Raw genomic sequence first — 15321 nt, forward strand, 5'->3', positions numbered from 1 at the left:
TCATAATAAAAAAGGAAATGCAATAAGGAGATGAATGCAATGGATAAGATGTATCGAAGTACTAGAAATAAAGAACTTGTGCTATCTGCAAAGGAAGCGATTTTAAAAGGAATTGCCGATGATGGCGGATTGTTTGTATATGATGAGCTTGATCAGATCAGCTTGCCGCTGAAAGACATGATGGATATGACGTATGAACAGATGGCAGAGGTTGTCTTAACGCTACTACTGCCGGATTTTAAGGAAGAAGAAATCAAGCAATGTGTGAAAGCGGCTTATGAAAAACAATTCGATGATGAACACATTACGCCACTGTATTCGTATCAAGATACGCATATTCTTGAGCTGTTTCATGGTCCGACCTGTGCCTTTAAAGACATCGGCTTGCGTATGCTGCCACAGCTTATGTCAACTGCTTTGAAGGGACATGATGAAGAAAAAATCATGATTCTAACAGCTACCAGCGGAGATACCGGAAAGGCAGCACTAGCCGGCTTTTGTGATGTAGAGCGAATCGGAATTACGGTTTTTTATCCAAAGGAAGGAGTATCTTCCATTCAACAACTGCAAATGACAACACAGGAGGGAAAGAATACTTGCGTTTGTGCTTTGGAAGGGAATTTTGATGATGCGCAAAGCAGCGTAAAGAAAGTTCTTCATGATGCCTCATTCGCACAAGAGCTGAAGCAAAGCAAGATCTCGTTTTCCAGTGCCAATTCAATTAACATCGGCCGTTTGATTCCACAAATCGTATATTATATTTATGCTTATAAGGAATTGGTAAGGCAAGGAAAGATCAAGTTAATGGAAGAAGTTAATTTCTGTGTGCCAACCGGAAACTTTGGTAATGTGTTGGCGGGCTATTATGCAAAGCTGATGGGGTTGCCGATTCATAAGCTGATCGTAGCATCAAATGCCAATCATGTTTTGTATGACTTTTTAACAAGCGGGGTGTATGATCGTAACCGTCCATTTCATAAAACGATTTCACCAAGCATGGATATATTGATTTCCAGCAATTTGGAGCGTTTGTTATATTATAAGAGTGGAAAAAATGCCGCCTATATTCAAATGCTTATGGAACGCTTAGAAACAAGAGGGAGTTATAGGGTTGAAGATGAGCTGTTGAAGGATATTCAAAATGATTTTGTAGGTGGATATTGTGATGATGAGCAGTGTGCACGGGAAATCAAAGCCTTTTATGAGCAAAGTGGCTATGTTATGGATCCACATACCGCTACTGGCTATAAGGTTATGCGTGAATATGCTAGGCAGGACAAAGAACATGTATGTATACTGTTATCTACGGCAAGTCCTTATAAATTTGCGCCAAGCGTATATCAAGCGTTATTTAAAACGTGTAATATGGACGAATTTGCGTGTATGGAGGAACTTGAAAGGAAAAGTGGTGCAGCGATTCCACAGGCTTTGCGGGAGTTGAAAGAAAAAGCTGTTCGTCATCACGATGTCATTGAAAAAGATGCGATGCGGGAATATGTAAAAAATAAAACAAAGGAGATTTTGTTATGAAGATAAAGGTAAAAGTACCGGCAACTAGTGCGAATTTAGGGGTTGGCTATGATTGCTTGGGGATTGCACTTGATGCATATTGTATTGCTACCTTCGAGGAAATCGAGCATGGATTGGAAATCAGTGGCTGCGAGCAGGCATATTGTAACAGCGATAATTTGTTTTATCGCTCCTTTTGTGCCGCATTGGAGTATATGCAAAAAAAGGTACAAGGTGTACGGATTCATATTGATAGTAATATCCCTACTGCTCGAGGACTAGGAAGCTCGGCAACCTGCATAGTGGCGGGTATTACGGCGGCAAGCGCAATGTTTCAAAATGCTATGAACAAATATGAAATATTCGATTTGGCAGCGAAGTTAGAAGGACACCCGGATAATGTGGCACCGGCTATTTTTGGAGCTTTATGTGTTTCCTTTATGGAAGAAGGACATGCGAGCATGATTCGCTATGGAATTAAAAAGGATATGCATTTTATTGCCATAATACCCAATTATGAAGTGAAAACAGAAGATGCTCGAAAGGTTTTGCCTACGCAAATGAGCTATCATGATGCCGTTTATCAAATGGGCCGATGTGCCGCTTTTGCGAAGGCTTTGGAAATCGGAAATATGCTTATTGTGAAAAAAGCCTGCAAGGACAAAATGCAGGAGCCCTATCGTAAGCAGCTGATTCCGGAATATGATAAAATACGAGCACTGTGTGAACGATTCGGTGCAGATACGATGTTTTTAAGCGGCAGTGGTTCTACAATGATGGCACTGACCAGAGAAGAAGAATGTGCAATGCAATTGAAGAAACAGCTGCAAATTCAATATCCTGCTTGGGATCTTCGCATTCTGCATGCGACCTATGATGGTGTACAAAGTGAGGTGTTATAGAGTGGAAAAATATTATATTGTGGATAGTGTGATTTTACCGGAAGTATTGGACAAGGTGATTGAGGCAAGAACGTTGTTGCAAAACGGAAAGGTGCGTCAGGTGAGCGAAGCGGTTAAGCTTGTCGGAATTTCACGTGGTACTTATTATAAGTATAAGGACTATGTATTTTTGCCATCTTCCGGAATGAGTGAGCGAAAAGCCGTTATTTCTTTAATGCTACATCATGATAAGGGTATTTTATCCGAAGTTTTGAATACGATGTCAAAGGTGAATGCCAATATTTTGACCATCAATCAAAATATTCCTATCAACGGTTGGGCAAGTGTTGTCATTTCTTTTGATTTATGTGAGATGGAAAAATCAATTGACGAGCTATTAGCAATGCTAGAACAGTGTCGTGGAGTCAGCAATCTTCGCTTAGTTGCCGTAGAATAGCTCATGATGAGCTGTTTTTTTCTTGTGATTTTTCTATCAACTTTGCTTTTCTCTGTCCGAATATGATACCATAAATAGGCAAGCTAAGGAATGGGAGGAGAAGCTATGAAAGAGAAGCTTTTAAATCGTGTAAATGACATTGCAGCTTATGTTGCGATTTTTTCGCTCATCATCGTCTTACTTGTTGTAAGTATTGATGTAAATTGCTTCGATAAGAGCTTCTTTCATTCCGAATATGAGAAGCTGGAAACCGGTGTTTCCATTGGCATGACTCAAAAGGATTTGAATAAGGCAACGGATATACTGCTTGATTATTTAAAGGATAGACGTAATAATGTTGATGTGATGATTACCTTAAAAGGAAATGAACAGCCGGCATTTAACAGCAAAGAGGTTGCACACATGAGTGATGTGAAAAAGCTTTATCAATTTGCGATCAATTTAAGAAATATTTGTTTGGTGCTTTTTCTTGGAAGTACTGCATATTTGATTTTCCGTTTAAAAAAAGGTGCTTTAACCTTGCTAAGCATTGATTATATGAAGGCGGCTTCTGTATTTGCGGTTATTTTCGCTTTTTTAGGTCTTTGTGCATATTTTGATTTCGATGCCTTTTGGACCTTATTTCACGAGCTTGCCTTCCGCAATGATTTATGGTTGTTGAATCCGGCAACGGATTTAATGATCAATATGTTTCCGGCACCGTTTTTCTCGGCACTTGTCTTTCGGATCATTGCCATGTTTGCCGGCAGCTTTATTGTCTTATTCCTATTAAGCTACACTTATTTGCGTGTACGCTTAAATCGATTGCATCATGAGGTGAGTGAGCATGTGTAAAAAGCTTATTTTAGCAAGCCAATCGCCGCGTCGGAAGCAGCTTTTAGAAGAAAGTGGCTTAGACTTTGGTATTTGCAGCGAGAAGGTGGAAGAGGTTTATCGCAAAGAGTTAGGGAAAGAAAAAGCCATTGAGCAAATTGCTTATGATAAAGCTGATGCGGTTTTTCGTAAATATCCCGAGGCTATCGTGCTAGGTGCTGATACGATGGTGTGCTTTCAAGAGCATCGTTTAGGAAAACCGAAAGACGAAGAAGAAGCACGGTCCATGCTTCACATGCTCAGCGGACAGACACATGAGGTAATCACGGGTGTGGCACTTTTATCGAAAGAAAAACAAATTGTTTTTCATGCTACAAGCGAGGTAACCTTTTATGAGCTAAGTGAACAGATGATAGATGATTATATAAAAAGCGAGGAGTGGAAGGACAAAGCCGGTGCTTATGGTATTCAAGGTTTGGGTAAGTTGTTTGTTCGCTCCATTCATGGAGATTATTTTAATATTGTAGGGCTTCCGATAGCAAAAGTTTATCGAGAAATCAGAAATATGCAAAATAGTACCTGACTTTAGAGGTTGAATAGTAAAAAATGGTGCAAACCTCTAAAGACGGGTAAAAAATAAAAATTTGACGAAAAAAAAGACGTACATAAACGACATTTGGCTATTTTGGCTATGAGCAAGTGTTAAACTCCCGTATGTATTGTTATGTTTCTGAATTTTTATTCCAAAACCAGAAAAAAATATAGAATACTGTTGACATTGAAAGCGGTACCGGCTATACTTACAGTGTAATACAAATTAAGACTTGTTACTTAATCTAAGCTATTAAGGCAAATTCTTACGTTAGTTTATCTGAGGCGGTAAACTAAATGTTTGAGTTTGCCTTTTTAATTTGTATTAGGGGAGGAGAATCATGCTCAAGTTAGATAAACAGGTGTACAGGACATTTAAAGTAGTGAACAATAATATTGTTATCGTTAAAGATTCAAACGGCCGTGAAATGATAGCGATAGGAAAGGGACTTGGGTTTAAAAAAAGCAAGAATGATATTGTTTATCCTGAAGAAATTATGAAGACATATATTTATCTGGACAGACAGAAAAATTTAAATCTTACTTTATTTGAAGAAGTGCCTTTCGAAGTGATTGAAGTATCACAACATATTATTGATTATGCTGCTAAAACATTGAATCAAAAATATAATGTCAACTTACTTGTCAGTCTTTCGGATCATATTGATTTCAGTGTTAAACAATTCAGAGAGGGAAATAATACCTCAAAGTTGTTTAATGAAGAGATTAAGAGATTTTACGAAGATGAGTACCAAGTAGGTAAGTGTGCTATTCAATATATTAACGAAACTCTGCATGTAGATCTTCCAAAAGATGAAGCAACATCTATTGCTTTCCATTTGATTGTGGCGTCTCAAGAAAAAACAAATATTGAAACAAGAGAATTGCTCGAAGGCGTAAACAGTATTGTGAATATCACAATGAAATATCTTGGAAATCAGATAGATGAAGATTCGTTAGCGTATTCAAGGTACATTATTCACCTGAAATTTTTCTTAAGCAGAATTGTCAGTCATCAAACTTCTAACGGTTCTATTGAAGTTACTAATATATTCGGTCAATTGGTCACGAAGTATGAAGGAGTTGACAGGTGTATTCATGAAATCAGTGAATTTATTAATGGAAAGTTTAATTACAGATGTACTGATGAAGATTGTATTTATTTAATGATTCATATTGTAAGGCTGTATGAGTTACAAAGAAAGGACAATAATAATGGCTAAAATAGATTATGATAATTTGACAAGGCAGATAGTGGAATATGTAGGTGGTGTCGAAAATATCAAAACAATTACACACTGCGTAACACGTTTAAGGCTATATTTGAATGACAGAAATAAAGCAGAGGATGAGAAAATAAAAAATCTACCTGGAGTATTAGGTGTGGTTTATGGAAATCAGCAGTACCAGATTATTCTTGGTGAACATTTATTCCCTGTATTTGATAATCTTGAAAAAAATTATTCAGTACAGACAGAAGCCCCAATTAATGAGAATCTTGATGAAAATCTTGTGTCCGGTAATGAGAAGAAGAATTTCAAATATTATTTTGAAAAAGCAATTACATTTATGTCTCAGTCACTGACACCATTCATTACTGTAGTATATGGAGCAGGTATGCTGAAAGTAATTCTCTCTTTACTGAGTTACTTCATCCCATCAGTAGCAAGTTCTACAGCATATACAATGCTTAACTTCATGTCCAGTGCACCATTCTACTTTATGCCTGTATTAGTGGCATATGGTACAAGTAAAGTTTTAAAATCCAATCCTGCTTTTTCAATGGCAATTGCACTGACATTGGTATATCCGGATTTTAATACTATTATGACTGCCGGAGAAGCTACTACAATGTTTGGACTTCCTGTACATTTAGCTTCCTATGGTAGTACATTACTTCCAGGTATTTTTACAGCTATTCTATGTGCATATCTGGAAAGATTCTTCTACAGAGTAATTCCTGGATTATTCAGAAGTGTATTTGCTCCATTATGTGTATTCTTAATTGGTTTTCCAATCGTTGTATTAGCATTAGGTCCTATTGGTAATATTGTTGGTTCTTGGATTGTCGCAGGTATCATCTGGTTACAAGCACATGTAGGTGGATTTGCTCCGGGTATTATTGCCGCAGCTCAGCCATTCTTGGTTATGATGGGTGTAAATATGTTGCCTGTAGCTCCTATGATGGAATTGTTCTCTCGTACTGGGTATGATAACGTGTTCAGACCTGGTTGGATTTTACATAACATTTCTGAATGTGGTTCCTGTTGTGCTGTTGCTTTAAAAACTAAAGATAAAGAATTTAGGGCAACTGCATTATCAGCTGGTATCGGTGCTATGCTTTCCGGTGTTTCTGAACCTGCATTATACGGTGTTAGTCTTCGCTTGAAAAAACCGATGATTAGTATTGTAGCTGGTGGTATTGCTGGTGGTGCTGTTGCCGGGTTTATGGGTGCTAAAGCTTTTGCAATGGGTTATTCTTCTATCCTTGGTGTAGTTATTTTTGAAAAAACTATGGGAGCAATTCTTGCGGGTGTTGCTGTTTCCTTCGTGGTCTCATTTCTATGCACTTATGTTTTATATGATGGAAAGGGCATCAAATAAGTATGTTTAAGTTGTTTTCAAAAAAAGAAGAAAACACAAATGATTTTGCAGCTGTGGTAAGTGGGAAAATCATTCCACTTACTGCAGTGAATGACGATGTGTTTTCTAAAGGTATGATGGGAACCGGTGTTGCCATTGTGCCTGACGATGATGTAATTGTGGCTCCATGTGATGGAGAGGTCACAATGTTGTTTCCTACCATGCATGCATTTGGAATGAAAAATGAAGATGGTGTAGAAATACTGGTACATATCGGTATTGATACTGTAAATAAACAAGGTGTTGGATTTAAAAAGTTTGTAGATGCTGGCACAACAGTCCACAGAGGGGATAAAATCATTCGCATGAATTCCTATGATTTGAAACAGGAAGGATATGATCTGACAACAATGATGATTTTTCCTGGTTGTGAGAAGAAAATGAGTTTCACTACAGATGGATATGCAAAAAAAGGAAAAACAATAGTAGCTGAATATAAGAAAGAAGGAGAATAATATGGCATTTTTAAATAAAGAAGTAAAAAAGGAATTTCCTGAAGGATTTTTATGGGGTGGTGCAGTAGCTGCTAACCAATGTGAAGGTGCTTATCTAGAAGATGGCAAACAAATGTCTACTGCTGACATTAAAGCAAGAGGTTTTTTTGGAGGATTGAGAAGAGATGCAGATTATTATCCTACTCATAAGGCCATTGACTTCTATCATACCTATAAGAGTGATTTAAAATTGATGGCTGAAGCTAATTTTAATATCTTCAGAACATCTATCAACTGGGCCAGAATTTATCCGACTGGAGAAGAAGAAACTCCTAATCAAAAAGGACTTGATTTCTATCATGATATGTTTAAATACTGTCATGAACTTGGAATGAAAGTAATGGTTACTATTTCTCATTATGAAACACCATTATATTTAGTAGACACATATGGTGGATGGGATAATCGTAAATTTATTGGGTTTTATATGAAGTTTGTCAGAACGATTGTTGATAATCTTGACGATGTTGTTGATTACTGGCTGACATTTAATGAAATTGGTAACGCGGCTGTAAAACCTATCTGTTGGGATGCTGCATGTATTTATCCTGACAGCGAAAATCTGCTGCAAAGAATGTATCAGGCAGCACATCACCAGTTTGTAGCAAGTGCACTTGCAGTAAAGTATATTCACCAGCATTCTAACCATGCTAAAGTTGGGGCAATGATTGCGTACAAGACAGTGTATCCTTACACATGTAACCCAAAAGATGTTATTGCTGCTGAAAAAGAAAAGAGAAAAGAGTATTTCTTCTCCGATGTTCAGGTAAGAGGAAAGTATCCGGATTATATCTGGCAGTATTTTGAAGAAAATAATATCAAAATCACTTTTGAAGAGGGAGATGAAGAAATTATTGCTTCTTATCCTGTAGACTTCATTACATTCTCTTATTACAGAAGCAGAGTAGTATCTTCTGAAGAGACTGAAGCTGCTGAAAAGATTATTGATACAAATACACTTGAAGGTATTGTAAATCCATATTTACCAAAGACAGGATGGGGATGGTCAGTTGACCCAGACGGATTAATGCTGGCTTTACAGGATTTATATGACAGATATCAGAAGCCATTATTTATTTCTGAAAATGGATTAGGCGCTATTGACACGGTAGAGGAAGGTAATGTAATTAATGATGATTATCGTATTGATTACATGAGAAAACATGTTCAGGCTATGCAAAGAGCTATTGAAAAGGGTGTTGATCTGTTCGGATATACTATGTGGGGTCCTATTGATATTGTTTCTAATGGTACAGGACAAATGTCAAAGAGATACGGCATCATCTACGTTGATTTGGATGATGAAGGAAATGGTACAGGAAACAGATATCTGAAGAAGAGTTACAATTGGTACAAAACGGTCATTGGTACTAATGGCAAAGATTTAGGAATTGAATAAAAAATAGAAAAGATGTTCGGAAATCATAGAACATCTTTTTTATCAGGAGTTGTGAATATGGCAATATTGTTTTTAGATGTAGATGGGACATTAATTAATTATAAAGCACAAATACCATCATCAGCAAAAGAGGCGGTTATCGCAGCAAGAAAAAATGGGCATTTTGTATTTTTGTGTACTGGATGTTCTAAACAGGAAATACTGGAAAGACATTTTGATTTTGAATTGGATGGTTTTATTGGAGGAAATGGAAATTATATTGAAGTACAAGGCACAGAAATGTTTCATAAACCATTAACTTATGTTCAATGTAAACATTTTACAGATTGGTGTATTTCAAGATCTCTTGCCTATAGATTTGAGTGTAACAGTGGCATATATATCAGTGATGATTATATGGAAAAGTCAGTACAGGCTCGTATGAAATATGCATTTGGTAATAATAAATCAGCTGTAAATGCACCAATAAACCCAGCTTTTAGAAAAATGACATCAAAATATAGAGATGATGTAAACAAGACAGCATTTGTATTAAATAGTTATCAAGATTATCTGGATGCCGTGAAAGAGTTTAAGGATATGGTTGTGGGAACCTGGGGTGGAAAAGGGCAACTTGCCCTTTATGGAGATACCAGTCCCGAAGGAATCAGTAAAGAATTTGCTATCAATAAGTTACTGGACTATTTACATATGGATAAAAAAGAATCTATATGTTTTGGTGATTCTTCGAGTGATCTTCCTATGTTTAATGCCTGTAATATAAAGATTGCCATGAAAAATGGAAACGATGAAATAAAGCAAAAAGCAACCTATATTGCCGATGATGTAGATGATAATGGAGTATATAAAATGTTCAAACAACTACAAATCATTTAATATGATGCATATAAAAAACAATGTTAAATACATTTCAGAAGATTGTGAAATTTTGTGTATTCCTTTATGGCATGAATGGTTTTTAGATAGTATAGTACCTGACTTTAGAGGTTGAATAGTAAAAAATGGTGCAACACTCGATATTTGATTATCGAGTATGCATCATTTTTATTTGTTTATCTGTTAGATAATAATTTGTTATTGGTTGATTTAATTTTTTGGATAAATCTGTTACGAATTCTTTGCTGGTTAATAGATTTATGAATCTTGTTGAGTTGATTCTTACAACTCGGAATTTTCTCATGAAATCGTATATTGTACTTGCTGAGTATTTATTTTCCAGAATCTTGAATTGAAGGATTCGTGATAATAACACGGCTGTGTAACAGATGAAGAAATGCCCTTTGATCCGATTTTCTTTTTGTAGATAGACCGGACGTGTATCAAGTTCGGACTTCATGATGCGGAAGGATTCTTCAATTTGCCAAAGCTGATGATAAGCATTGTATATGTCTTTTGATGACATATTGATTTCAGATGTTACGAGCATATTATATCCGGCTAGTTCTTTGTCTTTGGCTATAGCTTTTAGATTTAGCTGGGGTTTTATACTTTTTCCCTGATCATCTAGAAACTGCATATATTTTGATGATTCACCATATTCTTCTTTTTTGGCCTGGCATGCACGGTGTGCCTTGGCTTTTTCAATCATTCTATTGATTTCCATCAGTTTCTTCTTCGCGAGACTGAAGTTATAGGTAACTGTTCTTTTTTCTTTTATATTACGAGTTATGACATTCCCGTAATCATCCTTGTATGAATAGGTAAACGTATCGATGCATTCCTTGATTTTATAAACGGGTTCTCCGTTCTGATTAAACACTGTTTCGAATCCGTCATCAAGAAGAACCCATTGTCCTTCTCTTTCAGGAAGGGTTTTTACAGATTTCGAAAACAGATAGCCATCTCCATTATCGATAGCTTCAATAATATTTTTAGCACAGTTAAGGCCTTTATCAGCAATTTGGATGGTACGGCCCTTGATATTGTTTCTTGATTTCAAATCGTGGATTAGATCACGCATGACCGGCTTTTCAGATTCATTGCCTGGGAATATCTTCATGCCGACTGGTAACATCTGTGCGTCTAAAAGAAGGCCCATTCCCACAATAGGGTCCCTTCGATTTTCTTTGGAAGGACCTCTTTTTTGAAGAGTAGATTCCTTATCGATTTCAAAGTAATAGTTTGTACAATCAAAATAAGAACGGCTGGAATCCAGAATAAAATTGTCATCAGTCGCAACGGTTAGTATTTCAACCAGTTTCTCATATTCTTCGCCCATGAATTCCAAGCCCTCCAGGAGTTGATCATAACTGAAGTTTTTTTGAACATATAGCTTTGGAAGAATATCATGAAAAGTCTGATGTTTGGATAAAGGCGCAACAACACGAGCATATACAAGAGCGGAAAAGACATCATATACATCGAACTCGAACTTCCTTGAAGAACTTAAATACCCAAAATGTTCTTTTACATCCAGTATGTTCAAGATTTTCGCAATTGGCACATAACCCAGACACAGTTCTGGTGAAACGTCAGAAATCTGTTGAAAGTTGATGCGACACTTTTCTGTCTCCCGTTTAGAATTCAGTTCATTTACTTCTTTCTGAAAATGAGAGATTGGATCATCTATACCCTGTTCGATAAGAGCATCAACGAACCCGATTTTACGAAAACTTTTATGTCGGGTGTTCTTGGTTTCTGGAGAATAAAAACTCTCATAGATGGAAAGATAAAGTCTGTCATTTCGTTTTGTTTTTTTAAGAAAATAGGCCATAGAAAGTGTCCTCCAAAGATTACACGTTTACACCATAATTATACCAAATAAATAAAAAAATAAAATAAATTTAAAGCACAAAAAACAACGATAAATACTGGAGAATCTCAACTTTTTCTCAGAATAGCCTCTAAACATTCATGGTGCAAACCTCTAAAGACGGGGTATTCAAGGTTTGGGTAAGTTGTTTGTTCGCTCCATTCATGGAGATTATTTTAATATTGTAGGGCTTCCGATAGCAAAAGTTTATCGAGAAATCAGAAATATGCAAAATAGTATTGAAAAATAACCGCGAGCTGATTATAATATAATAGCTCATAGGCCGACATAGTATAATGGTAATACAGGGCAATGGTAATGCTCAGCTCGCAGTTCAATTCTGCGTGTCGGCACCATGTTGTGAATTAGCCTTTATTTAAAGGCTTTTTTTATACTCGTTTTTTAATTTGGTGTAAATTTGGTGAATGATGTATAAATAAAATGATAAGCATTTATAATATCATTTGAATACGATAGCGATGGAGAAGTTAAAAGAAGCAGTTTTTATAGGGATAAAATAGGAAAAGGGAGATCAGAGAGATTGGTAAAAAGCTTTATGATTTTTGATTAAAATGATCGTAATAACAAATCCCATTGTATGATAAAGAAATCATCTTTTTATGTGGAGAATAGCGCTGATCTAAAGAAAAAAGAATTCGACAAAGCATGTGGATTTAAGAAAAGTGTGATAAAATAAAAAAGAAAGAGGTGGCATAATGAAAAAAATAATGATTGTATGTTTAAGTGTTTTTCTATTATGTGCCTGTAGTGGCAATACAGCAACAAAAAAGCCGGTGGAGCTATCGGCGCAAAATGTGATTGATAAGCTGGCGGATAAAAAGCAAAATTCGTTCTTGCTCTACCTGACAACAGAGGATTGTTATACGTGTGATGAATATGAAAAGGTTGTAAACGAATTGTTAAAGGAAGATCCCTTTGATATCTATTATGTGAGTATTGACTTAAATGAAGATGATGCAAAGGTAGTAGCTGCCTTAAATGAGTTGAATATTACGATCGGTAATTTTACCGAATTACCAATGACCTTTTATTTTTACCAAGGAGCATTGCTTCCGGAAAATAAAAAAGCCGGTTATATCGAAAAGGACGATTACCGTGAGTGGCTGAAAGGATTGCACTTGATGAAATGATACAATACATATATACAAAAAAAGATATAAAAGAGATGCTGTCCTCTCTTGGAATTTCCAAAGGTATGGTTGTACTCGTACAACCGGATATGCAGAAACTAGGATATTTAGCCGGAGGAGCGCAAATTCTAATTGAAGCTTTAATGGAACAGGTTGGTTATGAAGGCACATTGGTAATTCCGACCTTTACTTTATACTTGGCAGATCCGGCAAATCGTGAAATATCAATTGCCAGAGATCAATGGCAGTTATTGCGAGAATATGCTCTGCCATTTGATCGCAAGCTCAGTATGCCTCAAGAAAAGAATACGTTTGCCCAGCAGTTTTTATTAAATGAGGGAGTTATTCGCTCGTATCACCCACTATATAGCTTTGCTGCATGGGGGAAGTATGCAAAATTGATTTGTGATAAGCACCCGCTGCACTTTGGCTTAAATCAAGATTCTCCGTTGGGAAAGGTTGTTGATTTCAATGGCTATGTCTTGCTGCTTGGGACGGATTATCAAGAATGCTTGATGTTTCGATTGGCAAGATACCATGGAGAGCAGTTACCGATTAAGATTGTAAGTGCACCGATGGAAATAAATAAAAAAAGAATATGGAAGGATATGTTGGATTTAGATCATGATCAGCAAGATGTGAAAGATATCGGCGAAGCTATGGAAGATCGCTATATCGTAAAAACAGCTATGCTGAATCAAGGTCTTTGCCGCTTCTTTTCCGCACGCGAGGCGCAGGCATTGGCAACAACATATTTTCATATTCATAATGATTGAACAAGAAGCTTTACAACGTTACTTAAATAATGAGCATCGGTAATGTCAAAACGCTTGAGCATTGGCGCATCAATATCAAGAACACCTAACAAGGTGTTTTCTTTTATAATCGGAAGAACAATTTCGCTCCGACTCGCTGCATCACAAGCGATATGTCCGGGAAAGCTGTGGACATCATCTATTAACTGCAAGGTTAAGGTCTTTGCGCAAGTTCCACACACCCCTTTTCCAAGTGGAATATGCATACAGGCAACCTTTCCTTGAAAAGGACCGAGAATCAGCTCATCTTTTTTATATAGATAAAAGCCTGCCCAGTTGATATCTGGAAGCGAATGATAAAGAATAGCAGAAAGATTTGCCATATTCGCAATCATATCATGCTCTCCCTCCAACAAAGCTTTTATTTGTGCTATCATCGTTTCATATTGCTGCTGTTTCATAAAAACACCTACCTTGTCTTTATCATAACATAAAAAATGAAGTTGTGTATTGTTATTGAGGTTACTTTGCCAATAACAAATACACAAGCTTCGATTTCTTGATTCGACTGTTTAAGCCAATTCGCTTTTACTGTTTTCTGCTTTCGTATAGGCTTTGGAGATGTTTGCGGCAGTATCGCTTTTCATCTGATACCACCCTTGCTCACACATCATATTAAAAACATCACGCTGCAGCTTACAAACTGACTGATATAAGGCAGAGATTTCTTTATATAAGGCATCATTACTAGCTTCTTGCGTGAAAGTATTAAACTCTGCTTTCATGTGTTTTAAGCTAATCAATAGGTTTGTAGAGATATCTTTATCGCTATAATTCGCAGCCATTATTTTGCCTCCTTTTTTAAAATATCACACATAGTCATATAGTTGTCATGCAAGGCTTGATTAACATCTTCGAAACAGGTTTTAACGTCTTTGTTCGATAATGCTTCTAATTCATTAGCAATCCTTTTGTTTAAAACAAGCGTTTGATCTAATAAATCATTAAAATACATAATATCCTTTGGTGTCAGCATAGTTATCATTGTATGACATTTTATCGATGTCATATCGCTCCTTTCGTTTATTAGTATGCGACGAAAAAGAAATCGTATTCTAGGAAAATGATACAGCACATGATATAATGAAACACACTCGGAGGTGGGGTATGGAATTAAAAGAAAAGGATCATGTATATATTCAAAGCTTTAAGCATGACGGGAGCTTGCATCGTACCTGGGCATGCGGATATGTCATAGAGGCAAACGAGAAGCGCATTGTGGCGGTAACCAATAAAACATTGGTAAGTGAATCGGACGGGCGAAAATGGGTAACACGAGAGCCGGCGATTTGTTTTTTCTATCCGGACAAATGGTATAATGTTATCTGTATGATACGTAAAACGGGAATTCACTATTATTGCAATATTGCTTCACCGTCTTTATATGATGGGGAAGCAATTAAAAATATTGATTATGATTTAGATGTTAAAGTTGCGCCAAATGGCAAAAGCATAATTTTAGACGAGGAGGAATATGAGAGACATGGGAGAGAGATGGGGTATAGTGAAGAATTGAAAGAAGCGATAGAAAAGGGAATGAAACGAGTAATGGTGGATATACGATTACGGAATTCACCGTTCGAGCATGGGGAGATATGGAAGCTGTATGAAAGGTATCTAAAACAGGTAGGAGAGGATAGAGAAAAAGAGTAAAAAAAGAGAGAAGCAAAAAAAGTAGAAAAAAAGAAGAAATGGCTTGTTAGATTCGTATTTTCAGCTTGGGCGCTACTGCTATTCATATATGTAAACATAGCAATCTCTCATGTGAAATCAACCCTAGGCTTCTTAGGTATTATTATCGGTGGTATGGTTATTA

The 15321-nt window shown here is 36.5% G+C and carries 18 protein-coding genes and 1 tRNA gene; 15 read left to right on the plus strand and 4 right to left on the minus strand.

Annotation, left to right across the window (positions count from 1 at the left end; translation table 11 throughout):
• The first annotated feature begins 39 nt into the window (after positions 1-39).
• The 10 genes from thrC to EUBDOL_RS10840 all read left to right on the plus strand — a co-directional run bounded on the left by thrC (position 40) and on the right by EUBDOL_RS10840 (position 9663).
• Entirely contained in the window at positions 40-1530 is a 1491-nt protein-coding gene (thrC, locus tag EUBDOL_RS10795) for a threonine synthase (RefSeq protein WP_040463833.1), read from the plus strand.
• A complete protein-coding gene (gene thrB / locus EUBDOL_RS10800; protein WP_004800998.1) occupies positions 1527-2411 on the plus strand; it encodes a homoserine kinase in 885 nt (294 codons plus the stop codon). Before thrC ends, thrB begins: the two co-directional genes overlap by 4 nt.
• Before the next feature lies 1 nt (position 2412).
• A complete protein-coding gene (locus tag EUBDOL_RS10805) occupies positions 2413-2847 on the plus strand; it encodes an ACT domain-containing protein (protein ID WP_040463834.1) in 435 nt (144 codons plus the stop codon).
• Positions 2848-2952: 105 nt separating this feature from the next.
• A complete protein-coding gene (locus EUBDOL_RS10810; RefSeq protein ID WP_040463836.1) occupies positions 2953-3681 on the plus strand; it encodes a TIGR01906 family membrane protein in 729 nt (242 codons plus the stop codon).
• The gene (locus EUBDOL_RS10815; RefSeq protein ID WP_004801001.1) at positions 3674-4243 is read left to right on the plus strand and encodes a Maf family protein; all 570 of its coding nucleotides are present in this window, start codon (positions 3674-3676) and stop codon (positions 4241-4243) included. Before EUBDOL_RS10810 ends, EUBDOL_RS10815 begins: the two co-directional genes overlap by 8 nt.
• Before the next feature lie 349 nt (positions 4244-4592).
• Positions 4593-5474: a PRD domain-containing protein gene (locus tag EUBDOL_RS10820; RefSeq protein WP_004801002.1), complete on the plus strand. Its 882-nt coding sequence runs from the start codon at positions 4593-4595 to the stop codon at positions 5472-5474.
• Positions 5467-6855: a PTS transporter subunit EIIC gene (locus tag EUBDOL_RS10825; RefSeq protein WP_040462891.1), complete on the plus strand. Its 1389-nt coding sequence runs from the start codon at positions 5467-5469 to the stop codon at positions 6853-6855. The genes EUBDOL_RS10820 and EUBDOL_RS10825 overlap by 8 nt, the downstream gene beginning before the upstream one ends.
• A 2-nt stretch (positions 6856-6857) precedes the next feature.
• Positions 6858-7349: a PTS sugar transporter subunit IIA gene (locus tag EUBDOL_RS10830; protein ID WP_004797835.1), complete on the plus strand. Its 492-nt coding sequence runs from the start codon at positions 6858-6860 to the stop codon at positions 7347-7349.
• Between the two features lies 1 nt (position 7350).
• Positions 7351-8787, plus strand: a complete 1437-nt coding sequence (locus EUBDOL_RS10835; protein ID WP_004797837.1) for a glycoside hydrolase family 1 protein — start codon at positions 7351-7353, stop codon at positions 8785-8787.
• 57 nt (positions 8788-8844) lie between these two features.
• Positions 8845-9663, plus strand: a complete 819-nt coding sequence (locus tag EUBDOL_RS10840; protein WP_040462892.1) for a Cof-type HAD-IIB family hydrolase — start codon at positions 8845-8847, stop codon at positions 9661-9663.
• Positions 9664-9811: 148 nt separating this feature from the next.
• On the opposite strand, the gene EUBDOL_RS10845 is transcribed toward EUBDOL_RS10840, so the two are convergent.
• Positions 9812-11500, minus strand: coding sequence for an IS1634 family transposase (locus EUBDOL_RS10845; protein ID WP_004797841.1), 1689 nt, complete (start codon positions 11498-11500; stop codon positions 9812-9814).
• A gap of 175 nt (positions 11501-11675) precedes the next feature.
• Here EUBDOL_RS10845 and EUBDOL_RS11310 point away from each other — a divergent pair, with 175 nt between their 5' ends.
• The 4 genes from EUBDOL_RS11310 to EUBDOL_RS10860 all read left to right on the plus strand — a co-directional run bounded on the left by EUBDOL_RS11310 (position 11676) and on the right by EUBDOL_RS10860 (position 13466).
• Entirely contained in the window at positions 11676-11789 is a 114-nt protein-coding gene (locus tag EUBDOL_RS11310) for a Maf family protein (RefSeq protein ID WP_004801003.1), read from the plus strand.
• 32 nt (positions 11790-11821) lie between these two features.
• Positions 11822-11895: transfer RNA gene (locus EUBDOL_RS10850), tRNA-Thr, on the plus strand.
• 360 nt (positions 11896-12255) lie between these two features.
• On the plus strand, positions 12256-12690 hold the full coding sequence (locus EUBDOL_RS10855) for a putative periplasmic lipoprotein (protein WP_004801006.1): 435 nt from the start codon (positions 12256-12258) through the stop codon (positions 12688-12690).
• Positions 12660-13466, plus strand: coding sequence for an aminoglycoside N(3)-acetyltransferase (locus EUBDOL_RS10860; RefSeq protein ID WP_040463838.1), 807 nt, complete (start codon positions 12660-12662; stop codon positions 13464-13466). Before EUBDOL_RS10855 ends, EUBDOL_RS10860 begins: the two co-directional genes overlap by 31 nt.
• On the opposite strand, the gene EUBDOL_RS10865 is transcribed toward EUBDOL_RS10860, so the two are convergent.
• The 3 genes from EUBDOL_RS10865 to EUBDOL_RS10875 form a co-directional block, all read right to left on the minus strand.
• Entirely contained in the window at positions 13454-13906 is a 453-nt protein-coding gene (locus EUBDOL_RS10865) for a GAF domain-containing protein (RefSeq protein WP_004801008.1), read from the minus strand. The genes EUBDOL_RS10860 and EUBDOL_RS10865 overlap by 13 nt on opposite strands.
• Positions 13907-14017: 111 nt before the next feature.
• On the minus strand, positions 14018-14290 hold the full coding sequence (locus EUBDOL_RS10870; RefSeq protein WP_004801009.1) for a spore coat protein: 273 nt from the start codon (positions 14288-14290) through the stop codon (positions 14018-14020).
• Complete coding sequence (locus EUBDOL_RS10875) at positions 14290-14514, minus strand: oxidoreductase (RefSeq protein ID WP_235713719.1); 225 nt, start codon at positions 14512-14514, stop codon at positions 14290-14292. The genes EUBDOL_RS10870 and EUBDOL_RS10875 overlap by 1 nt, the downstream gene beginning before the upstream one ends.
• Before the next feature lie 98 nt (positions 14515-14612).
• On the opposite strand from EUBDOL_RS10875, the gene EUBDOL_RS10880 reads away from it, so the two are divergent.
• Positions 14613-15158 carry a DUF402 domain-containing protein gene (locus EUBDOL_RS10880; RefSeq protein ID WP_040463840.1) on the plus strand — a complete coding sequence of 182 codons (546 nt, stop codon included), beginning with the start codon at positions 14613-14615 and terminating at the stop codon, positions 15156-15158.
• The last annotated feature ends 163 nt before the right edge of the window (positions 15159-15321 follow it).

The organism is Amedibacillus dolichus DSM 3991, from assembly GCF_000154285.1.
In the GTDB taxonomy this organism is placed as follows: Bacteria; Bacillota_I; Bacilli_A; order Erysipelotrichales; family Erysipelotrichaceae; genus Amedibacillus; species Amedibacillus dolichus.